Raw genomic sequence first — 17,244 nt, 5'->3', positions numbered from 1 at the left:
ATCCATCAATTTATAATGATATTACCACTCGTAATCTTCTGTTTCCGCCAATCCTCTTCCGGTTGCCGCATCAAGCATAATACGCTGTTCAATGTGTGCGACATTTCTCTTTGTAGTCTTTACCATATCGGGGTTTACGGATACGCAATCTATACCGCTCTTAACCAAAAATTCTGTAAAATCAGGATATACCGATGGTGCCTGTCCGCAAATGGAAACTGTCTTTCCGTCCTTGTGTGCCGCCTTGATTAAATGACGAACGGCACGCTTTATAGCAATATTTCTTTCATCAAATAAATGTGAAACGGTATCGTTATTTCTGTCGCAACCGAGTATAAGCATCGTCAAATCGTTCGAACCGATTGAGTAACCGTCAACATACTTATTGAAACGATCCGCCATAATAATATTCGCCGGAAGTTCCGCCATAAGGTAAAGTTTGAAATCCGGACCTCTTACAAGTCCTTCTTCACGCATAATGGAAGTAATCTTTTCCGCCTCTTCAACCGTACGACAGAAAGGAATCATACAATTCAAATTCTTCAAACCGTATTCCTCACGCACCTTCTTTACCGCTTTGAGTTCAAGACGGAACGCTTTCGAATACTTCGGATCATAATAACGTGATGCACCTCTCCAACCGAGCAAATCTGCCGGTTCCAAAGGTTCATAACGATCTCCGCCCTTCAAATCACGATACTCACCGGACTTGAAATCGGAGAAACGAAGTACAACCGGACGAGGAGCCATTGCACGACAAACTTTGCTGATACCTTCCGCCAATTTATCTATAACGACTTCCGGTCTGCCGGTTTCGATAAGGTACAAAGGATGTTCGTGAATGAAAGTTGTCCAAATAAATTCTTCACGCATCAAACCGATACCGTCACAAGGAAGCTTAGAATACTTGTCTGCCAAATCCGGATCTCCCAAATTCATCATTACATGAGTACCTGTCGGCGGGAAATATTCAACCGCTACCGCCTCATGACATTCCTCTTCCTTCTTTATCAAATCGGAAACGATACCGTCATAAACAATACCGTTCTGTGCATCTACGGTAACTTCCTGACCGGTTTTCAAAGTCTTTGTAACTTCGACACTTCTGCTCTTTGTACCTACAATACAAGGAATACCCAACTCACGGGAAACAATGGACGCATGACAAGTCATACCGCCGGCATCGGTAATAATTGCAATAGCCTTCTTCATAGCCGGCACCCAATCCGGAGCTGTCATTGTAGTAACGAGAATTTCACCCTCATTAAACTCGTGAATATCCTTAGGATCGATAATTACATGAACCTTACCGCAAGCAACACCCGGGCTTGCCGGAAGACCCTTTACAACTACATTATGTTCTTCGGTAATGTTCAATTTTACTTCCTCCTTAGCAGATTTCTTATTCTTTCTTGACCATACGGTTTCAGGTCTTGCCTGAAGAATCCACAAACGATTTTCATGATCCACTGCCCATTCCATATCCATGTAGCAACCGTAATGTTTTTCTATCTGTTTTGCATAATTTGCAAGTTCCGCGATCTGTTCATCTGAAATAACTTGCTTTTTGGAAAGTTCTTTCGGCACAATCGTCTCAACGACATCTCCGCCTTCTTTTCTCACAAGTTGAATGCTCTTTTCGGTAATACTTCTGGAAATAATAGACAAATCATCTTTCTTTACAACATAATTATCCGGAGTAACTGTACCCTGAACAATGTATTCACCGAGGCCCCAAGCACCCTCGATCATAATACGATCATCGGCACCGGTAGCCAAATCTACCGTAAACATGACACCTGCAGCCTTTGCATCCGCCATCATCTGAATGGCAGCCGACAAAGCTACATCCTCATGAGCAAAACCTTGCTTTTCTCTATAATAAACGGCACGATCCGTAAAAGTGGAAGCATAACATTCCTTAACCTTACGAATAACCATATCCTTACCCTTTACATTAAGATAAGTATCCTGCTGACCGGCAAAAGAAGCATCCGGCAAATCTTCAGCAGTTGCGGAAGATCTTACAGCCACATAAGGATCGCTCACACCCACACGCTTTGCAAGTTCATCATAAGCATCACCGATAGTATTTGCCAAATCACTCGGCATTTCCGCAGAAATGATACTCTGACGAATTTTCAAACAAACATCTTGCAACTCCTGAGAATCTTCAACATCACTCAAAGTTCCGAGCAATTCATGAATTTTTTTATTCTGTCCGGTTTTTTCCATAAAATAACGATAGGCATCAGCCGTTGTCGCATATCCGTACGGCACAGGAACCTTCGTTGCGGAAGTAAGTTCACCCAAAGAAGAAGACTTACCGCCGACAATACTCACATCGGCTCTACGCAACTCCTCAAACCATAACACATATGCGTTGCCATTATTTCCCATAATATCCCCCTTAGACTGTGTCTTAAAAGTTTTTATTGTATGCTATTTCAGACATTTCAACATTTATAGTATACCGATTAAAATAAAAAGTCAATAATATAAGAAAGTGTAATAAATAAATATAACAAAAAAGACAAGCATTACCGCTTGTCTCAAAATTGTATACTTTTTACGAATTTTTGTATTACTTATAATGAAATAAATTTATATATCAATATATGCAATTAAATCATAACTAAATTACTTTAAGTTATTAACTTTGTGCATTAAGTTTTTACTTTCCGACAAATGATTGTACAACTCAAATTTCATTAACAAAATAAGAAAGATTGTCATCAATAAGATTCGCATCATCATTTTCCATATACTTATTATATGCCTTATTTAAAACATTCTTATCTTCAATACCGAGTTCAATAGAAATAAGAGCTTTTATAAAATCTTCATAATTCTCTTGCATCATAAATTCTATTTGTTTCTTGATTTCCGTAAATTGCATATTAATTTCCTTACGCTGTTCAACTAAATTATTCATTACTTATAATTTCTCTAAGTTTTCCTTCAACTCTTGAAATAATTCCCGTCACCAAAGCATTTCCCATCATAAAATATCTTCTCTTTTCATTCATTGTATCCGTCCAATTTGCCGGAAACATTTGAAAGAAATGGAAATTTATTCATATTAATCAACCTTTTGTCTTAAGTTACAACTTTTCTATTCTTTATTATATTCTATTTTTTACTTGTTTTGTTGTTGCAATAAAAAGCAGATACCGTTTATTTTTTCGGTATCTGTTTGTTTTTATATTATTATCATCGTTCCCGCTGCCAATAGCAGTCCGTAGGTGAGGTTGTTGAATGTTTTTTGATTTATCTTTTTGTGTATTTTGTTTCCTATGTACATTGCTATGATTATCGGTATGATTGACAGTATTAAAAGGTATGCAAGATCCATTGTGTACAGTCCTTTTCTTATGTCCGCATACATGAGTACGATGTTCAATATGCTCCATACTGCCGATACATTTGCACGAAATTCGTTTTTGTCTTGAAATGCACTTACAAGGTATATTACCAACAACGACCCTCCGGATACGAACATTCCATGTATTACTCCGGCTCCGATGAGTATCGGTATCGCTATGTAGTCGGGTATTTTCCCTTTGTACGGTTTGAAAAGTATGTTTTTGAGTGCTACGAGTACGATTATCGCTCCGTATATCGGTATGAGTATTCGTGCGTCTACCATTGTGTACATTTGTATTCCGAAATACATTCCTACAAGCATGAATACGACTATTTTCGTTACTTCTTTTGTTTTCAGATATTTTCTGTTCATTATAGCAACGATTATACATACTGCCCACGATACTATATTTATTACCGCTTTTGCGGTGTCCGGTCCATAGAGGAGTATTGTCGGCGGTATCGAGAGCATTACTCCGGCAAATCCCGTAAGTGATTGTATGATGTTAGATATGAATATTGCGAGCATGAATATCCATTCTTTTATATTTTGAAGTTCCAAGATTTATGTGCCTCCGTTTTATTTCATTTTCATTTGTATTATGTTTCTCAGTTTATACCATTTCTATTATTCTGTAAAGTCATTCATGAGCTTCTTTATGATAAAAACTCATAGCATTTTTGCATTCTTTGTTTCATTTTTTTCATTTTTGTTCATTTTCCCGCACAAAAAAAAGACACCGTCAAGTGTCTTTTTATTTTATACATTCATACTGCTTGTTTTTTGCAGTGTTTTATGTATAAGTCTGTCAAAACGAGTATGAGATGTACTACCGATAGTGACAGTGAAATTATTGAAAGTACGAACATTGCTTTTTTCATGGCTGCCTCCTGATTGGTTTTAATACTGTTTATTTGTATGTTAGCATTTATTTTCTTTTTTTGCTATATGTTTTTTTGTTTTTATTTTGATTTTTACTTTATTTTCCGTTTTTTTGCACAAAAAAAAGCACTTTCGTACTTGATTTTTTTGGCAGGGATAGGTGGAGTCGAACCACCGATGACGGAGTCAAAGTCCGTTGCCTTACCGCTTGGCTATACCCCTATATTAAATTAAAAAATGGGGCGAGTAGTGGGGTTCGAACCCACGCATAACGGAGCCACAATCCGCCGTGTTAACCGCTTCACCATACCCGCCACATGTCGACCATGTCGGACAACAAGTATTATAACATATATATATTTTATACGTCAACTTGTCGGATTGAAAAAAAGTTTTCGTTTTTTCAGTTAATTCCGGAAATTTTACACTGTTTTTCATACATTTATTTTACATATATTTTTACATATATATGTTTTATATCCGGTTTTGAATACAAATGAAAAAATTGATTGAATTTTCTTTTTGAGGTTGCAATTCATTTGCATAGATATTGCGTTCATGTATAATAATATGTATATTAAATTTGGAGGAACTATGAGTACTTTTTTATTTCGCAATCGTTCAATAAACGATTTTTTGGATGTTTTGGCTTCTCCTGCATCCGTTCCCGGCGGCGGTGCCGTTGCCGGTTTGCAGGGTGCACAAGCGTGTGCTTTGGCGGAGATGGTTTGTAATTTCACTCTTACAAATAAGAAGTATGCTTCTATCGAGAGTGATGTGCGTGAAGTTTTGGCAAAACTTTTTTCTGCACGCAATGAATTTTTATCTCTTATGGATAAGGATTCCGAGGGGTTTTCCAAGTTAATGGAAATTTTACAAAAACCTAAGGAGTCTTTTCCAAGTCCCTCCGAACGTACAAAAGTTTTGGATGACGCTTTCAAGCTTTCCGCTGCCGCTCCGACAGCTATGTCTAAGCTTTGCGCTTCTCTTGTTCCTTGTTTCGTTTTTATTTTGGAAAAGGGAAATAAAAATCTCATCTCCGATGCGCTTGTCGCATGTAAGGCGTTGACCGCATGTTTCTTTTCCTCTTTGGAAAATATAAGGGCCAATGTAAGTTATGTGAAGGATAAGGCTTATGTCGAGGATGTTGAAAGTGTCTTGAAAAGTCGTGTTTCAGATATGAGTATTTTGGAAGATACTTTAAAAAGGTACGTGTGAGGTGAAAAATGGATTTATTGAAACAACGCATTTTAAATGAAGGTACGGTTTTACCGGGTAATATTTTGAAGGTTGATTCTTTTTTAAATCATCAGATTGATACTCATCTTGCTATGGAAATGGGTAAGGAGTTTGCAAAGGTTTTCAGCGATTGCAAAATCGATCGTGTTTTGACTATCGAGGCTTCCGGTATTGCAATCGGTTTTGCTACCGCTTTGTCTATCGGCGTTCCGCTTGTTTTCGCAAAAAAGACCCGTTCCGCAGTTATGAATGATTTGATGTATTCTACCGAGGTCGAGTCTTTTACGAAGAAGAAAACAAATACGGTTTTCGTAAGTAAACGTTTTTTGCCAAAAGGGGAAAATGTTTTGATTGTAGATGATTTCTTGGCAACGGGTGCCGCTTCATTGGGATTGACACGTCTTGTCGAAATGGCGGGATCTACCGTTGCCGGTATCGGCATTGCGGTCGAGAAATCTTTCCAAGTAGGCAGACAACGTTTGGAAGAGGACGGCTATCGTATCGAGTCGCTTGCCCGTATTCGTTCCATAGAAAATTTACAAGTTTCTTTTGAAGAGTAATTATATGGATTTTGCAAATTTGCAAACGGCTTTTATTTCTTCGGGTAAAGTTCTGCAGCATCCTCCTATGAGTTTTGCTCCGCTTTCATACCAGCGTTTTGCATATTTTGTAAAATCCGCAAGTTCACCGCTCCAGGTTTTCGTTACGGGATCGTAATTTTCTCCCGTATTGGAGTATACCGCCACCGATTTATCGGTGGCTTTTTTTATTTCACAAATCAAAGGTTCGATGTATTCGGGTTTCGTGCAGTTTACACCTATTGCATGAACTTGATTTTCTTTATCCAAAAATTTTGCAACTTCGGAAATTTCCACACCTTCGGAAATATGCTTTTCATCCTTGCATGAGAATGTAAACCATCCCGTTATATTTTCGTGTCGTTTCAATATATTTACATATGCACGTGCTTCGTCAAATGACGGTATCGTTTCAAATGCGAAAAAGTCGGGATTTTCACTTGCAAGCGATTCTATTTTTTCTTCGTGAAATTCTTCAAGTTCTTTTACTGAAAGTCCGTAATTTCCCACATATTCGGAACCGTCTGCAAGGTATGCACCGTAAGGACCTACTGCAGCTGCAATTGCAAGTTTTCTTTCCGGATGTTTTTTCAGACAATTTTCTTTTGCTTTTTTTGCAAGTTTTACGGAAAGTTTTATAAGTTCGATTGCTTTTTCATGTGTAAATCCTTTGCCCAGAAATCCTTGCACATGCGCCTGATAACTTCCGGTTATTGCAATATCCGCTCCGCTTTCAAAGTAGTTTTCATGTACTTTCGTTACGAGTTCGGGATTTTCATAAAGTGCTTTTGCCGACCATAAAGAGTCGCATAAATTCAAACCGGCTTTTTCCAATTCACTTGCAAAACTTCCGTCAATAACCAATAACTTCTTTTCCTTTAAAAGTTCAATTATCGTACTCATTTTCTCCTCCTTATTTCAACAACTCGTCTAACGTATCCGCTCCGCCGTTTTTGAATTCGATGAATGCATCACCTATAAAATATCGATTGACAAAATTATCATCGTAAAATATTTTATAACTAAATTTAATATATTTCTAACACATGAATATTTATACCGTCACTCTTTTCTTTAGCCTTTTAAATTATTACAAAAAAATTTCCCCGTTTGCATTTTAATGCTCAAAATTTACAATTTAAAATTTTTTATTTTATTTTTTATAATGAAATATTAAAACCGCCGATGCGTTGAAAATAATTTTTTTATCCTCGGACCCCCATATTTTTTTATATTTACGGAACTTATTCTATCTATTTCAATCAAAATATTCGGTTTTTTTATATTTATAATGCCGGAAATTTATTTACCCGCATTGTTTTGTTTACAATTTGAATGCTTGCTTTTCACTTCAAATATATTCCGATCATTTTGTTTTTTCAATTTTTATGTGTTTTGATAAATATTTTCAAATTTAAAATTATGCAGCGACATTAATTTTTATATACCGAAAAACAAATTTCCGTCGATTATGAGTTTATTGAATAATTCATTTTGTTGTTTTTTCAATTAACTCATAGTAAAATAAATTAACTATCATCAAGGCAACGTAATATTCGAGCTTTGATGTAAAAAAGGGAGGATGGTAGTTATGGAACGAAAATCTAATGAATTTATCGCCATAGGATTAATGTTGTTTGCTCTGTTTTTCGGTGCGGGCAATCTAATTTTTCCGGTTTTTATGGGACAAAATTCAGGTCTAAATACCGTTGAAGCGAGTATAGGATTTTTGATTACAGGCGTCGGACTGCCGCTGCTCGGTATTTTGGCAGTCTGCTATTCAGGACAGAACTTACGTGATTTGTCATCACGTGTCTCTCCGATTTACGGACTTATTTTCAGTATTGCACTTTACCTTACAATAGGACCGTTTTTCGCAATTCCGCGTACAGCTACCGTCTCTTATGAAATTGCCGTTGCTCAATTTGTACCGGCAGGCATGAAAACGTTTGCTTTATACGCATTTGCATTTGTATTCTTTGTAATTTCATGGTATCTTGCGGTTTCACCGTCAAAGCTTGTTGATCGTGTAGGAAAATACATTACACCTTTTCTTTTGATTTTCCTCGCAATTTTAATTGTTACCGCATTCATTTATCCGATGGGAAATTGGCAGGCACCCGCCGAAGCATACAATACCGCAGGTAAAGCGTTCGGAAAAGCGTTGACCGAAGGTTACAACACAATGGATGCTCTTGCATCGTTGGTATTCGGTGTACTCGTAGTTCAATCTATACGTATGTACGGTGCAAAGACTGAAAAAGAAGTTGCAATAAGTGCTTTCAAATCGGGACTTGTTTCTACATTTTTCATGGCAATTATTTATGCTTCACTTTGCTACATCGGTGCAAATTCAGTAAGTACAATCGGACTTCAGGAAAACGGTGCGTCGGTACTTGTAAAAGTTTCCGCATATTACTTCGGACCTGTCGGAGCAATAATCTTGGGAGTAATAGTAATACTTGCATGTCTTACTACAAGCATCGGACTTATCGCATCTTGTGCGGCATACTTCAACTTGCTCTTTCCGAAAATCAGCCATAAAAACTGGGCGACAATTTTCTCGGTTGTATCATTCGGAGTGGCACTTTTCGGACTGTCGGCAATTATCGCAGGTGCAATACCGGTACTTATGTTCTTATATCCGCTTACCGTTTCACTCATTATTCTTACTTTCTTGAATAATTTGTTCAACGGAGCACGTTGCGTATATGCATGTGCAACTGCATTTACAATAATACCGGCACTTCATGATGCAGTTACGACTGCAGGTATCAATACCGGAAGTATAGGTACATTCATGACATCACTTCCGCTTGCAAACTTCAATATCGGTTGGCTCAACTTCTTTGTTGTAGGATTTGTAATCGGATATGTATGGATGCTTGCAAAAAGAAAATCTGAAGTAAGCATGACAAACTGACACCAAGCGCCTTACGCATTATGCGTAGGGCGTTTTTTAATGCAAATATTTTGACGAATACTTAAAATACCTTCCATATTATTTGACGCATGTTCATTGAATATTCACCCAATAAACAAACCGTATACAAAAAATCCCTTACCTTCACCTACATGAAACCGATTTGCATTGCCATTTGAAAATATATCTCGAATTTCAAAATTTCGCTTGATTATTACAGATGTATATATAATAATAAAAAAATATTACAATAAGGAGGCTTTATGCAAAAAGTTTCATTTAAAAATTTGGTATTCGCTGCACTGATGACGGCGATATGTGTAATTCTTTCGCCGATGTTTTCATTTCCTTTGGGAGTTGCACGTGCATTTCCGCTGCAACATATGATAAATATTTTCCTTGCAACTCTTATCGGTACAAAGTATGCAACGGCGGCGGCATTTGCCACTTCTCTTATAAGAAATATTATAGGATCCGGAAGTTTGCTTGCATTCCCCGGTTCGATGATAGGAGCATTTCTTTCGGGAATACTTTTTTCACGCACAAAAAAACTTTTATTTGCGGTAATCGGTGAATTTATAGGTACATCAATCATCGGAGGACTCATCTCCTATCCGATAGCAAGCATATTCATGGGTTCGACAAAAGGTGCGACATTCTACGTATCCGTCTTTGCGGTATCCTGCGGTGCCGGTTGTGTAATAGCATACATAGTTTTGTCTGCAATAAAAGTCGCTTATCCGAATTTACTTGAAAGAAATAAATAATTCTGCCGAAAATTAAAAAAAATCTCCCTTTTCTATCTTAGGGAGATTTTTTTATATGAAATTATTTTTACACTTTCATGACGTAATTTCAGAGTTTTTAATTGAGTGATACTACATAAAGATATTTATAACCTATACGAAATATTTCCGTTCTCATCAATTTTATCATCTCACTTCAAAACAATCATGACGCTTTTATTTCTTCAATATTCTTTTTTATGAAATTCAATTTTCTTTATTTCGTATTTTGAAAACACTTTCGTTTTTTGTATTTTTATCTAACATTTTATGCTTTATGTTTTATTTTATTGTCAAAAGTTTTTAAAATCTATGTCTTTTTGTCAATTCATTTTCATTTAGATTTTGTAAATTTTTCAAATTTTATATTATTCTAAAATTTTTTTATTACTTTAAAAAAATCCTAAAAACCGTTATATATACGATAAATACCGATTTTATCTATGTTTTTTATTTTCGTTTTTAGCACTTGGTCTTAAAAGTTCTTGACAAAATTTTCATGTCATTTTATAATTAGAACGTTGTTATCAGAAATCATTCATTTTCAGAAATTTGTTTAGTTTTTATATTGTAATTGAGAATGCCTTTTCAGGCAAAAGGAGTGTATAATGTCACACGCAAAAATAAAGGTTGCTCTTGCAGCATTGCTCGCATGCAGTGCATTTTCCGCAAGTGCTGCAAGTCCTTTTTCGGATGTAGATCATAATGATTGGTCTTACAAAGCCGTTGCGGAATTATCCGAACAGGGTGTCGTTGACGGTTATCCGGACGGTTCTTTCAAGGGAAATAAGGAGATTTCACGTTTTGAAACTGCACAAATTGTTGCACGTTTACTCGCAAAGGAAAATTCCCTCAACAACGAACAGAAAGCAAGCGTTCATAAGTTGGCAAATGCTTACAGTGATGAATTGAAACAGCTCGGCGTTCGTGTGGACAATGTTGAAAAGAAACTCGGAAAAACAGCTCTCATTACCGAAATTCGTGTTTCGGGTATGAATCGTTATGACAATATTTTCAAAGACACCAAGAAATCTCACTATGAATTCGGTGCAAGAGTAGGTTTCAACACGATTACAAAAGTTAATCCACGTACAACAGTTTACGGTCAGCTTGAAACTTACATGTCTTTGAACGGTCAGCCGATGTACGATGTAAATGCGGATCAGCATGAAGACAGCAAGTTGCACTTGGGAAGATTGTTTGTAACTCATCAGTTCGGTAAACAAGAAACCGATCCGAGAAGTCCGATGGGTCCTATGTCAAATATTATCGGTATCGGACAGTTTCCGGTAACTATGGGTGTAACCGGTTACACTTACAAGGGCAATTTCAAGGGTGCATTCATTCAGTTCGGTGATGCAAACAAAGGCGGACACTTGCGTCTTGCATACGGTCGTGCTACCGACATCAACTACGACTACACCGCACCGATGCAGAGAGGTATTCCGAATTTCGAAAAAACACTTAATGAAATAAAAGGTGATTCTAAATCTACACCAATAGCAAAAAATGTGGCTCAAAAATACCAACAAGCAATCGATGCTATTAAACGTTTAAATCCAAACAACAACACACTTTATCCGCTTGCACCAAAAGTAATGATGAAGGACGGTGAAGATGCGGACGTTCCGGCTGCATATGCTTCCTACATTTACAAGAAACCGGGCAAGTATGAAGTTCATGCTTATGCTTTGAAGGCCGTTGGACCGGTTTCAAATATCGTTCAGGCTTACGGTACCGCTCTTTCTTACAATGTAACCGACAAGCTCAACTTGCACGGTGAATATGTAAAGAACTCCGTAAAATTGCCGCTCAATGATGAAAGACCTTCAAGCTATACCGTAGGATTCACATACGGCAAGGCAAGCGTCTTGAAACCGAAGTCCTATTCATTCGGAATCGACTACATTCACAGTCAAGCCGGAACATACTTCGGCGGATCTTCAAGCGATATTGCAGATCAGTACATGGCTCATGTATACAAAGATTGGACACCTGCATCTACAAGTACATCATTGGGCAAAATGCCGGCATACTTTGCAGATAAATTCGATAATCAGATTAAAGCAACAACACCGGAAGAAATTGTGAAAGCAATAGCAACACCTTCCGGCGGTGCGAAGTTCTTCCTTGCGAAGGCACAGTATGTACCGATCAAGGGATTGATTCTCGAAGCATCTTACGGTTTCAACGCAACCGACATGGGCGGAAGGCAGATGGATAACATTTTCCGTATTCAGGCTACCGCCTACATAAAATAATTAATCCAAATCACCTCTATAAAAATAACCTCGTCAACTGCGGCGAGGTTGTTTTTTATTGCATATTCAATTGAAAAACCGATTTCCTTTTTTCGGAAATCGGCTCTTTTTATAACGGATTTTTTTCTGCAGCTCCGGTTTTTCTCGGAAAGCGTTTCGGGCATTTTGAGTTTTTTTGTATGTAGATAATATTTCTCTTATCTCCGTTTGAAAGTTCGAGATTTTTTATTTCAAAAACTTTCGCATCAAATGCTTTCAATACGTTTCCGCATTCTGAAAGTTCTTCTTTCGCTATTGCGCCTTTCATCGCTGCAAATATTCCTTCTTTTTTTACAAAGGGTAATGCCCATTCGCTTACCGTATTCATACGTTTTACCGCTCTTGCGGTCACTATATCGAATACATCTCTATATTTTTCATCTCTTGCCGCATCTTCGGCTCTTGCATGAAGTGTTTTTGCGTTTTTTATTTCAAGTTTTTCAAGTATTTCTTTTATCGCATCAAGTTTTTTACGCACCGCATCCATGAGTACCACTTGCATGTCGGGTCTTAATATCGCAAGTATTACTCCCGGAAATCCTCCTCCCGTACCGAGGTCGAGTATTTTTCCGTTTTCTGGAAAGTATTTTTCTTCGTATACCGTAAGCGAGTCGTACACGTTTTTTATCAAACTTTCTTCTTCACTTTTTATACCCGTTAAATTGATGTGTTGATTTTTCTCGATTACATACTTGTTGTATGAAATAAGTTTTTCGTATGTTTCTTTATTTATTTCTTTTTTTATCGCATTGTCGAAAATGCTCATACTTTTTCACCTTTGTATTTTTTTACGTATACCATGAGTATTGCAATGTCTGCCGGCGATACTCCGGATATACGTGATGCTTGTCCCAATGAGAGCGGTTTTATTTTCGTGAGTTTCTGTCGTGCTTCTATAGATATTCCTTCAAGTTTCATGAAGTCCATGTCTTGCGGAATTTTTTTGTTTTCCATTTTTTCCGCTTTTTTTATAGCATTTTCCTGTCTTGTTATGTATCCTTCGTATTTTACGGTTATTTCCATTTCTTCAACCGCTTCAGCGTCAAATTCTTTGCATCCGAGTTTTTCCACCATGTCTTTGTAGGTTATTTCCGGACGTTTCAATATTTTGTCCGCTCCTATGCCTGTTGTAAGCGGTGTCGTACCGAGTTCTTCGAGTGCTTTGTTTACATCTTCTTTGGGTGTAAATCTCTTTGTCGTTATGTAATCCATAGCTTCTTCGAATTTGCGTTTTCTTTCGATGAAGTGCTTGTAGCGTTCTTCGTTTACAAGTCCGATTTTGTACCCTTTTTCGGTAAGTCTCAAGTCCGCATTGTCTTGACGGAGTATGAGTCTGTATTCACTTCTGCTTGTCATCATTCGATACGGTTCATTTGTTCCTTTTGTTACAAGGTCGTCTATGAGTGTACCGATGTATGCTTCATGTCTTGCAAGTATGAAAGGTTCTTTCCCCTGTATTTTAAGTGCGGCGTTTATTCCTGCCATAAGTCCTTGTGCCGCCGCCTCTTCGTAGCCCGATGTACCGTTTGATTGTCCGGCGGAGTACAGTCCTTCCATTTTTATAACTTCAAGTGTCGGATAGAGTTGGAGCGGATCCAAGAGGTCGTATTCGATAGCGTATGCCGGACGCATTACTTTTACATTTTCAAATCCCGGTATGGTTTTCAAAAATGCGTATTGCACGTCTATCGGCATCGAGGTGGACATTCCCTGTACATACATTTCGGTCGTGTCAAGTCCTTCGGGTTCGACAAAGAGTTGGTGTTTGTCTTTGTCTGCAAATCTCACTACTTTATCTTCGATTGACGGGCAGTATCTTGCTCCCACTCCATGTATTTTACCGGAGTAAATCGGGGATCTATGCAAGTTGTCACGAAGTATTTTATGTGTATTTTCATTTGTGTATGAAAGGTAACAGTCTTTGATATTTCTGTCCTTACGTTCACTCAAAAATGAGAATGCGTGATTTGCTTTGTCGCCTTCTTCAAGTTTCATATGGTCATAGTTAAGACTTCTTCCGTCTACACGACTCGGTGTACCCGTTTTAAATCTCAGTATGTCTATTCCATGTTTTTTCAAATTTTCGGAAAGTCCTACCGACGGTCTCATTCCGTTCGGTCCGCCCGTATACATGTATTCACCGACAATTATTCTGCTGTCCAAGTATGTTCCCGTACAGAGTATTACCGCTTTTGAACGGTATATTTCGTCAAATTCGGTTATTACACCTTTACATTTTCCGTCTTCAACCACGATGTCCATTATTTGCGCTTGTTTCAATTCGAGGTTGTCGGTATTTTCCAAAATACTTTTGAAATATCTGTGGTATGCTCCTTTGTCGGATTGCGCACGAAGTGCATATACCGCCGGTCCTTTCCCGAGATTGAGCATTCGCATTTGTATTGCGGTTTCATCGGCTGCAATTCCCATTTGTCCGCCGAGTGCATCTATTTCTTTTACGAGATGACTTTTCCCCGGTCCTCCGATTGCCGGATTGCAAGGCATCATCGCCACGTTTTCAAGTGATATTGTAAAGAGCAATGTCCTTGCTCCCAATCTTGCCGCTGCCAGTGCCGCTTCACAACCTGCATGCCCTGCACCGACAACAATTACGTCATAGGTATCTATCAGATACATTTATTTCCTTCTTTCATTACTTATTTGTTACAACTTATTATTTTATCATTATATGCCGAATAAATCTTCCGTATTCTTCTTTGCATTTGAAATTATTTCTTCTTCGGAACGCGGCATGTATTTTGCAAGTTCTTGTGCTACATATACTATGTTTTGAGGTACGTTCGTACGTGGAAGTTTTCTTCCTCTCGGTGTAAGGTAGGGCGAGTCCGTTTCAAGGAGCAATCTTTCTTTCGGTATGATTTCTACCGCATTGCGAAGCTCGTCCGCACGTCTTTCATCACATATCCAACCAGTTATACCGATGTAAAATCCCATTTCAAGTAGTACTTCAAGCGTTTTTCTTCCGCTTGTATAGCAATGTACGACCGATTTTTTGCAGATGTTTTCATATCCTTCAAAGCATTTTATGAAATCTTCATCCGCATCACGCATGTGTAAAAACAAGGGTTTATCCAGTTTGACTGCAAGTTCGATATGTCTTTTGAAACATGTAAGTTGTACTTCCTTTTCGGAAAACATTCTATTGTAGTCAAGTCCGCATTCGCCGACCGCAATTATTTTATCGTTTGTTTTTATTATTTCTTCGATACGTTTGAAATCTTTTTCCGTTGCATTTTCCGCTTCGTGGGGATGTATCCCTGCCGTACCGTATACATCATGCTTTTTTGTAAATTCGTTTACAAGTTCATTTTCACGTCCGCTTGAACCGGTGAGTATACATTCAACTCCGGCATTTCTTGCGTCATTTATTATTTTCATTTCATCTTTGTACGAGTTTGTAAATAAATTTATACCGATGTCATAATATTTTATCATTTATTCTCCTATTTACCTACACAGAACCGGCTGAATATCGAATTTATGAGTTCATCGTCTACCGTATCTCCGGTGATTTCTCCCAGTATGTTCCAACTTTCGGTAAGATCTACGACAATGCAATCCGCCGGCATGTACAATTGCAAGCTTTCTTTTGCACGTATTACAGATTCATACGCTTTTTTTACAAGGTCTATATGTCTTAAATTTGTAAGGAACAATGCACGTCCGTCTTCTATGTCGCCGGTTTTTACGTAATCTTCAAGCACCTTTTCCAATTTGTTCATACCCGTTTTGTTTTTTGCCGATATTTCAAGCACGGGCAAATCTTTTGCATACTTTGAAACGGTTTCTTTTGTCGTTTTCTTTTCCAAATCCGATTTGTTCAAAAGTACGACCGCTTTTCGTTTCGATATTTCCTCAAGCAATTTTTTATCGCTTTCTTCAAGTTCTTTCGAGCTGTCGATTACCATGAGTACCAAGTCGGCTTTTTCCATAGATTCTCTTGCACGTTCGATACCTATTTTTTCCACTTTGTTTTCGGTTTTTCTTATTCCGGCGGTATCCATAAGTATGAGCGGAATACCCGAAAGTGAAATGCTTTCTTCTATCGTATCCCTTGTCGTCCCCGGTATATCGGTAACTATTGCACGTTCCTCTTGCAGAAGCGTGTTCAAAAGACTTGATTTTCCTGCATTCGGTTTACCCACTATCGCAGTACGTATTCCGTCTTTTATAATGCGGCCTTTTTTCGAAGTTTCCAAAAGTGAATACAAAGTTTTTTCTATTTCCGAAAGTTCCGTTTCCATTTCATGACGTGTCAAATCTTTCAAATCTTCGTCCGGATAATCTATCGTGACCTCAAGTTTTGTAATGAGATCCTTCATCTTTTCACGATTTTCATGCACGAATTTCGACAGCGCTCCCGACAGATGACTTTCCGCCTGTGTGAGTGCAACTGCGTTTTTCGCTTCGATTATATCCATTACCGCTTCCGCCTGTGTCAAATCGAGCCTTCCGTTTAAAAATGCACGTTTTGTAAATTCTCCTCGCTCCGCAATCGTTGCACCTTTTTCAAGTACGAGTTCCAATGTCTGACGAAGTGCTTCCTGCGATCCGTGAATTTGTATTTCCACAACATCCTCGCCCGTATACGAATGCGGCGCTTTCATGTATACCGCAAGTCCCTCATCTATTTTCGTTTCGTCTCTTTTTACATACCCGAAATACATTTTGTAGGGAATTGCATCTTTGAAAGTATTCAATTTTTTTGTATAAAATACACGTTCCGCTATATCACATGCGGAAATACCGCTTATTCTTATTATTCCTATGCCGCCTTCTCCGCTTCCGGTCGCAATTGCGGCAATTGTAGTTTCTTCATACATATACTTATCTCCTTATTAATTAGTATTTTACCAAAATCTTTTTAAAAAAACATCGAAAATCGTTTATATTTTTACCTTTTTATATTTTAAAGAAGCTTGATTTTATAAATTCGGAACTCTTTTTTGCTTTTTTAGGCCGCCGCTTTTTTAAATTTAAACTCGTATTTATGCTATATTTTCTGTGCGTCCTATATTTTCGGTATATACTAAATTAATATGTTTAAATTGTTTTAAACTATTTTCTGAAAAATACTTGACGTATACCGACATAGTGGTATAATAACTTCTAAATGAGTTGCTTTTTAGGAAACAGTAAATATTTGAAC

General features: G+C 37.7%; 13 protein-coding genes and 2 tRNA genes. 5 read left to right on the top strand and 10 right to left on the bottom strand.

Annotated elements, in window-relative coordinates; genetic code table 11:
- Nucleotides 1–21: 21 nt before the first annotated feature.
- The 5 genes from ppsA to HMPREF9083_RS03835 form a co-directional block, all read right to left on the bottom strand.
- A complete protein-coding gene (gene ppsA, locus HMPREF9083_RS03855) occupies nt 22–2,400 on the bottom strand; it encodes a phosphoenolpyruvate synthase (protein WP_007556102.1) in 2,379 nt (792 codons plus the stop codon).
- Between the two features lie 301 nt (nt 2,401–2,701).
- The gene (locus HMPREF9083_RS03850) at nt 2,702–2,935 is read right to left on the bottom strand and encodes a hypothetical protein (protein WP_035062664.1); all 234 of its coding nucleotides are present in this window, start codon (nt 2,933–2,935) and stop codon (nt 2,702–2,704) included.
- 267 nt (nt 2,936–3,202) lie between these two features.
- On the bottom strand, nt 3,203–3,928 hold the full coding sequence (locus HMPREF9083_RS03845) for a sulfite exporter TauE/SafE family protein (protein ID WP_007556099.1): 726 nt from the start codon (nt 3,926–3,928) through the stop codon (nt 3,203–3,205).
- A gap of 469 nt (nt 3,929–4,397) precedes the next feature.
- Nucleotides 4,398–4,471: transfer RNA gene (locus HMPREF9083_RS03840), tRNA-Gln, on the bottom strand.
- Nucleotides 4,472–4,487: 16 nt separating this feature from the next.
- A tRNA-His gene (locus HMPREF9083_RS03835) sits at nt 4,488–4,563 on the bottom strand.
- A gap of 280 nt (nt 4,564–4,843) precedes the next feature.
- On the opposite strand from HMPREF9083_RS03835, the gene HMPREF9083_RS03830 reads away from it, so the two are divergent.
- A complete protein-coding gene (locus HMPREF9083_RS03830; RefSeq protein ID WP_035062662.1) occupies nt 4,844–5,467 on the top strand; it encodes a cyclodeaminase/cyclohydrolase family protein in 624 nt (207 codons plus the stop codon).
- An 8-nt stretch (nt 5,468–5,475) separates the two neighbouring features.
- Entirely contained in the window at nt 5,476–6,048 is a 573-nt protein-coding gene (locus tag HMPREF9083_RS03825; protein ID WP_007556095.1) for a xanthine phosphoribosyltransferase, read from the top strand.
- On the opposite strand, the gene mmuM is transcribed toward HMPREF9083_RS03825, so the two are convergent.
- Nucleotides 6,049–6,969, bottom strand: coding sequence for a homocysteine S-methyltransferase (mmuM, locus tag HMPREF9083_RS03820; protein ID WP_007556093.1), 921 nt, complete (start codon nt 6,967–6,969; stop codon nt 6,049–6,051).
- Nucleotides 6,970–7,657: 688 nt separating this feature from the next.
- On the opposite strand from mmuM, the gene brnQ reads away from it, so the two are divergent.
- The 3 genes from brnQ to HMPREF9083_RS03805 all read left to right on the top strand — a co-directional run bounded on the left by brnQ (nt 7,658) and on the right by HMPREF9083_RS03805 (nt 12,035).
- A complete protein-coding gene (gene brnQ, locus HMPREF9083_RS03815; protein ID WP_155800607.1) occupies nt 7,658–8,989 on the top strand; it encodes a branched-chain amino acid transport system II carrier protein in 1,332 nt (443 codons plus the stop codon).
- Nucleotides 8,990–9,252: 263 nt separating this feature from the next.
- Nucleotides 9,253–9,756 carry an energy coupling factor transporter S component ThiW gene (gene thiW / locus HMPREF9083_RS03810; protein WP_007554860.1) on the top strand — a complete coding sequence of 168 codons (504 nt, stop codon included), beginning with the start codon at nt 9,253–9,255 and terminating at the stop codon, nt 9,754–9,756.
- A 626-nt stretch (nt 9,757–10,382) separates the two neighbouring features.
- Nucleotides 10,383–12,035, top strand: a complete 1,653-nt coding sequence (locus HMPREF9083_RS03805) for an S-layer homology domain-containing protein (protein ID WP_007556091.1) — start codon at nt 10,383–10,385, stop codon at nt 12,033–12,035.
- A 109-nt stretch (nt 12,036–12,144) separates the two neighbouring features.
- On the opposite strand, the gene rsmG is transcribed toward HMPREF9083_RS03805, so the two are convergent.
- Genes rsmG through mnmE form a run of 4 tightly spaced genes read right to left on the bottom strand, consistent with a single transcriptional unit; the run spans nt 12,145 to nt 16,918 of the window.
- On the bottom strand, nt 12,145–12,840 hold the full coding sequence (gene rsmG, locus HMPREF9083_RS03800) for a 16S rRNA (guanine(527)-N(7))-methyltransferase RsmG (RefSeq protein WP_007556089.1): 696 nt from the start codon (nt 12,838–12,840) through the stop codon (nt 12,145–12,147).
- Nucleotides 12,837–14,711: a tRNA uridine-5-carboxymethylaminomethyl(34) synthesis enzyme MnmG gene (gene mnmG / locus HMPREF9083_RS03795; RefSeq protein WP_007556088.1), complete on the bottom strand. Its 1,875-nt coding sequence runs from the start codon at nt 14,709–14,711 to the stop codon at nt 12,837–12,839. Before mnmG ends, rsmG begins: the two co-directional genes overlap by 4 nt.
- Before the next feature lie 48 nt (nt 14,712–14,759).
- Complete coding sequence (locus HMPREF9083_RS03790) at nt 14,760–15,530, bottom strand: TatD family hydrolase (RefSeq protein ID WP_007556087.1); 771 nt, start codon at nt 15,528–15,530, stop codon at nt 14,760–14,762.
- Between the two features lie 8 nt (nt 15,531–15,538).
- On the bottom strand, nt 15,539–16,918 hold the full coding sequence (gene mnmE, locus HMPREF9083_RS03785; RefSeq protein WP_007556086.1) for a tRNA uridine-5-carboxymethylaminomethyl(34) synthesis GTPase MnmE: 1,380 nt from the start codon (nt 16,916–16,918) through the stop codon (nt 15,539–15,541).
- Nucleotides 16,919–17,244: the final 326 nt, after the last annotated feature.

Origin of the sequence: Dialister micraerophilus DSM 19965 (assembly GCF_000194985.1) — a bacterium.
In the GTDB taxonomy this organism is placed as follows: Bacteria; Bacillota; Negativicutes; order Veillonellales; family Dialisteraceae; genus Dialister; species Dialister micraerophilus.
Note: the sequence above shows the minus strand (reverse complement) of the source record. Positions and strands in the feature narration are given on the sequence as shown.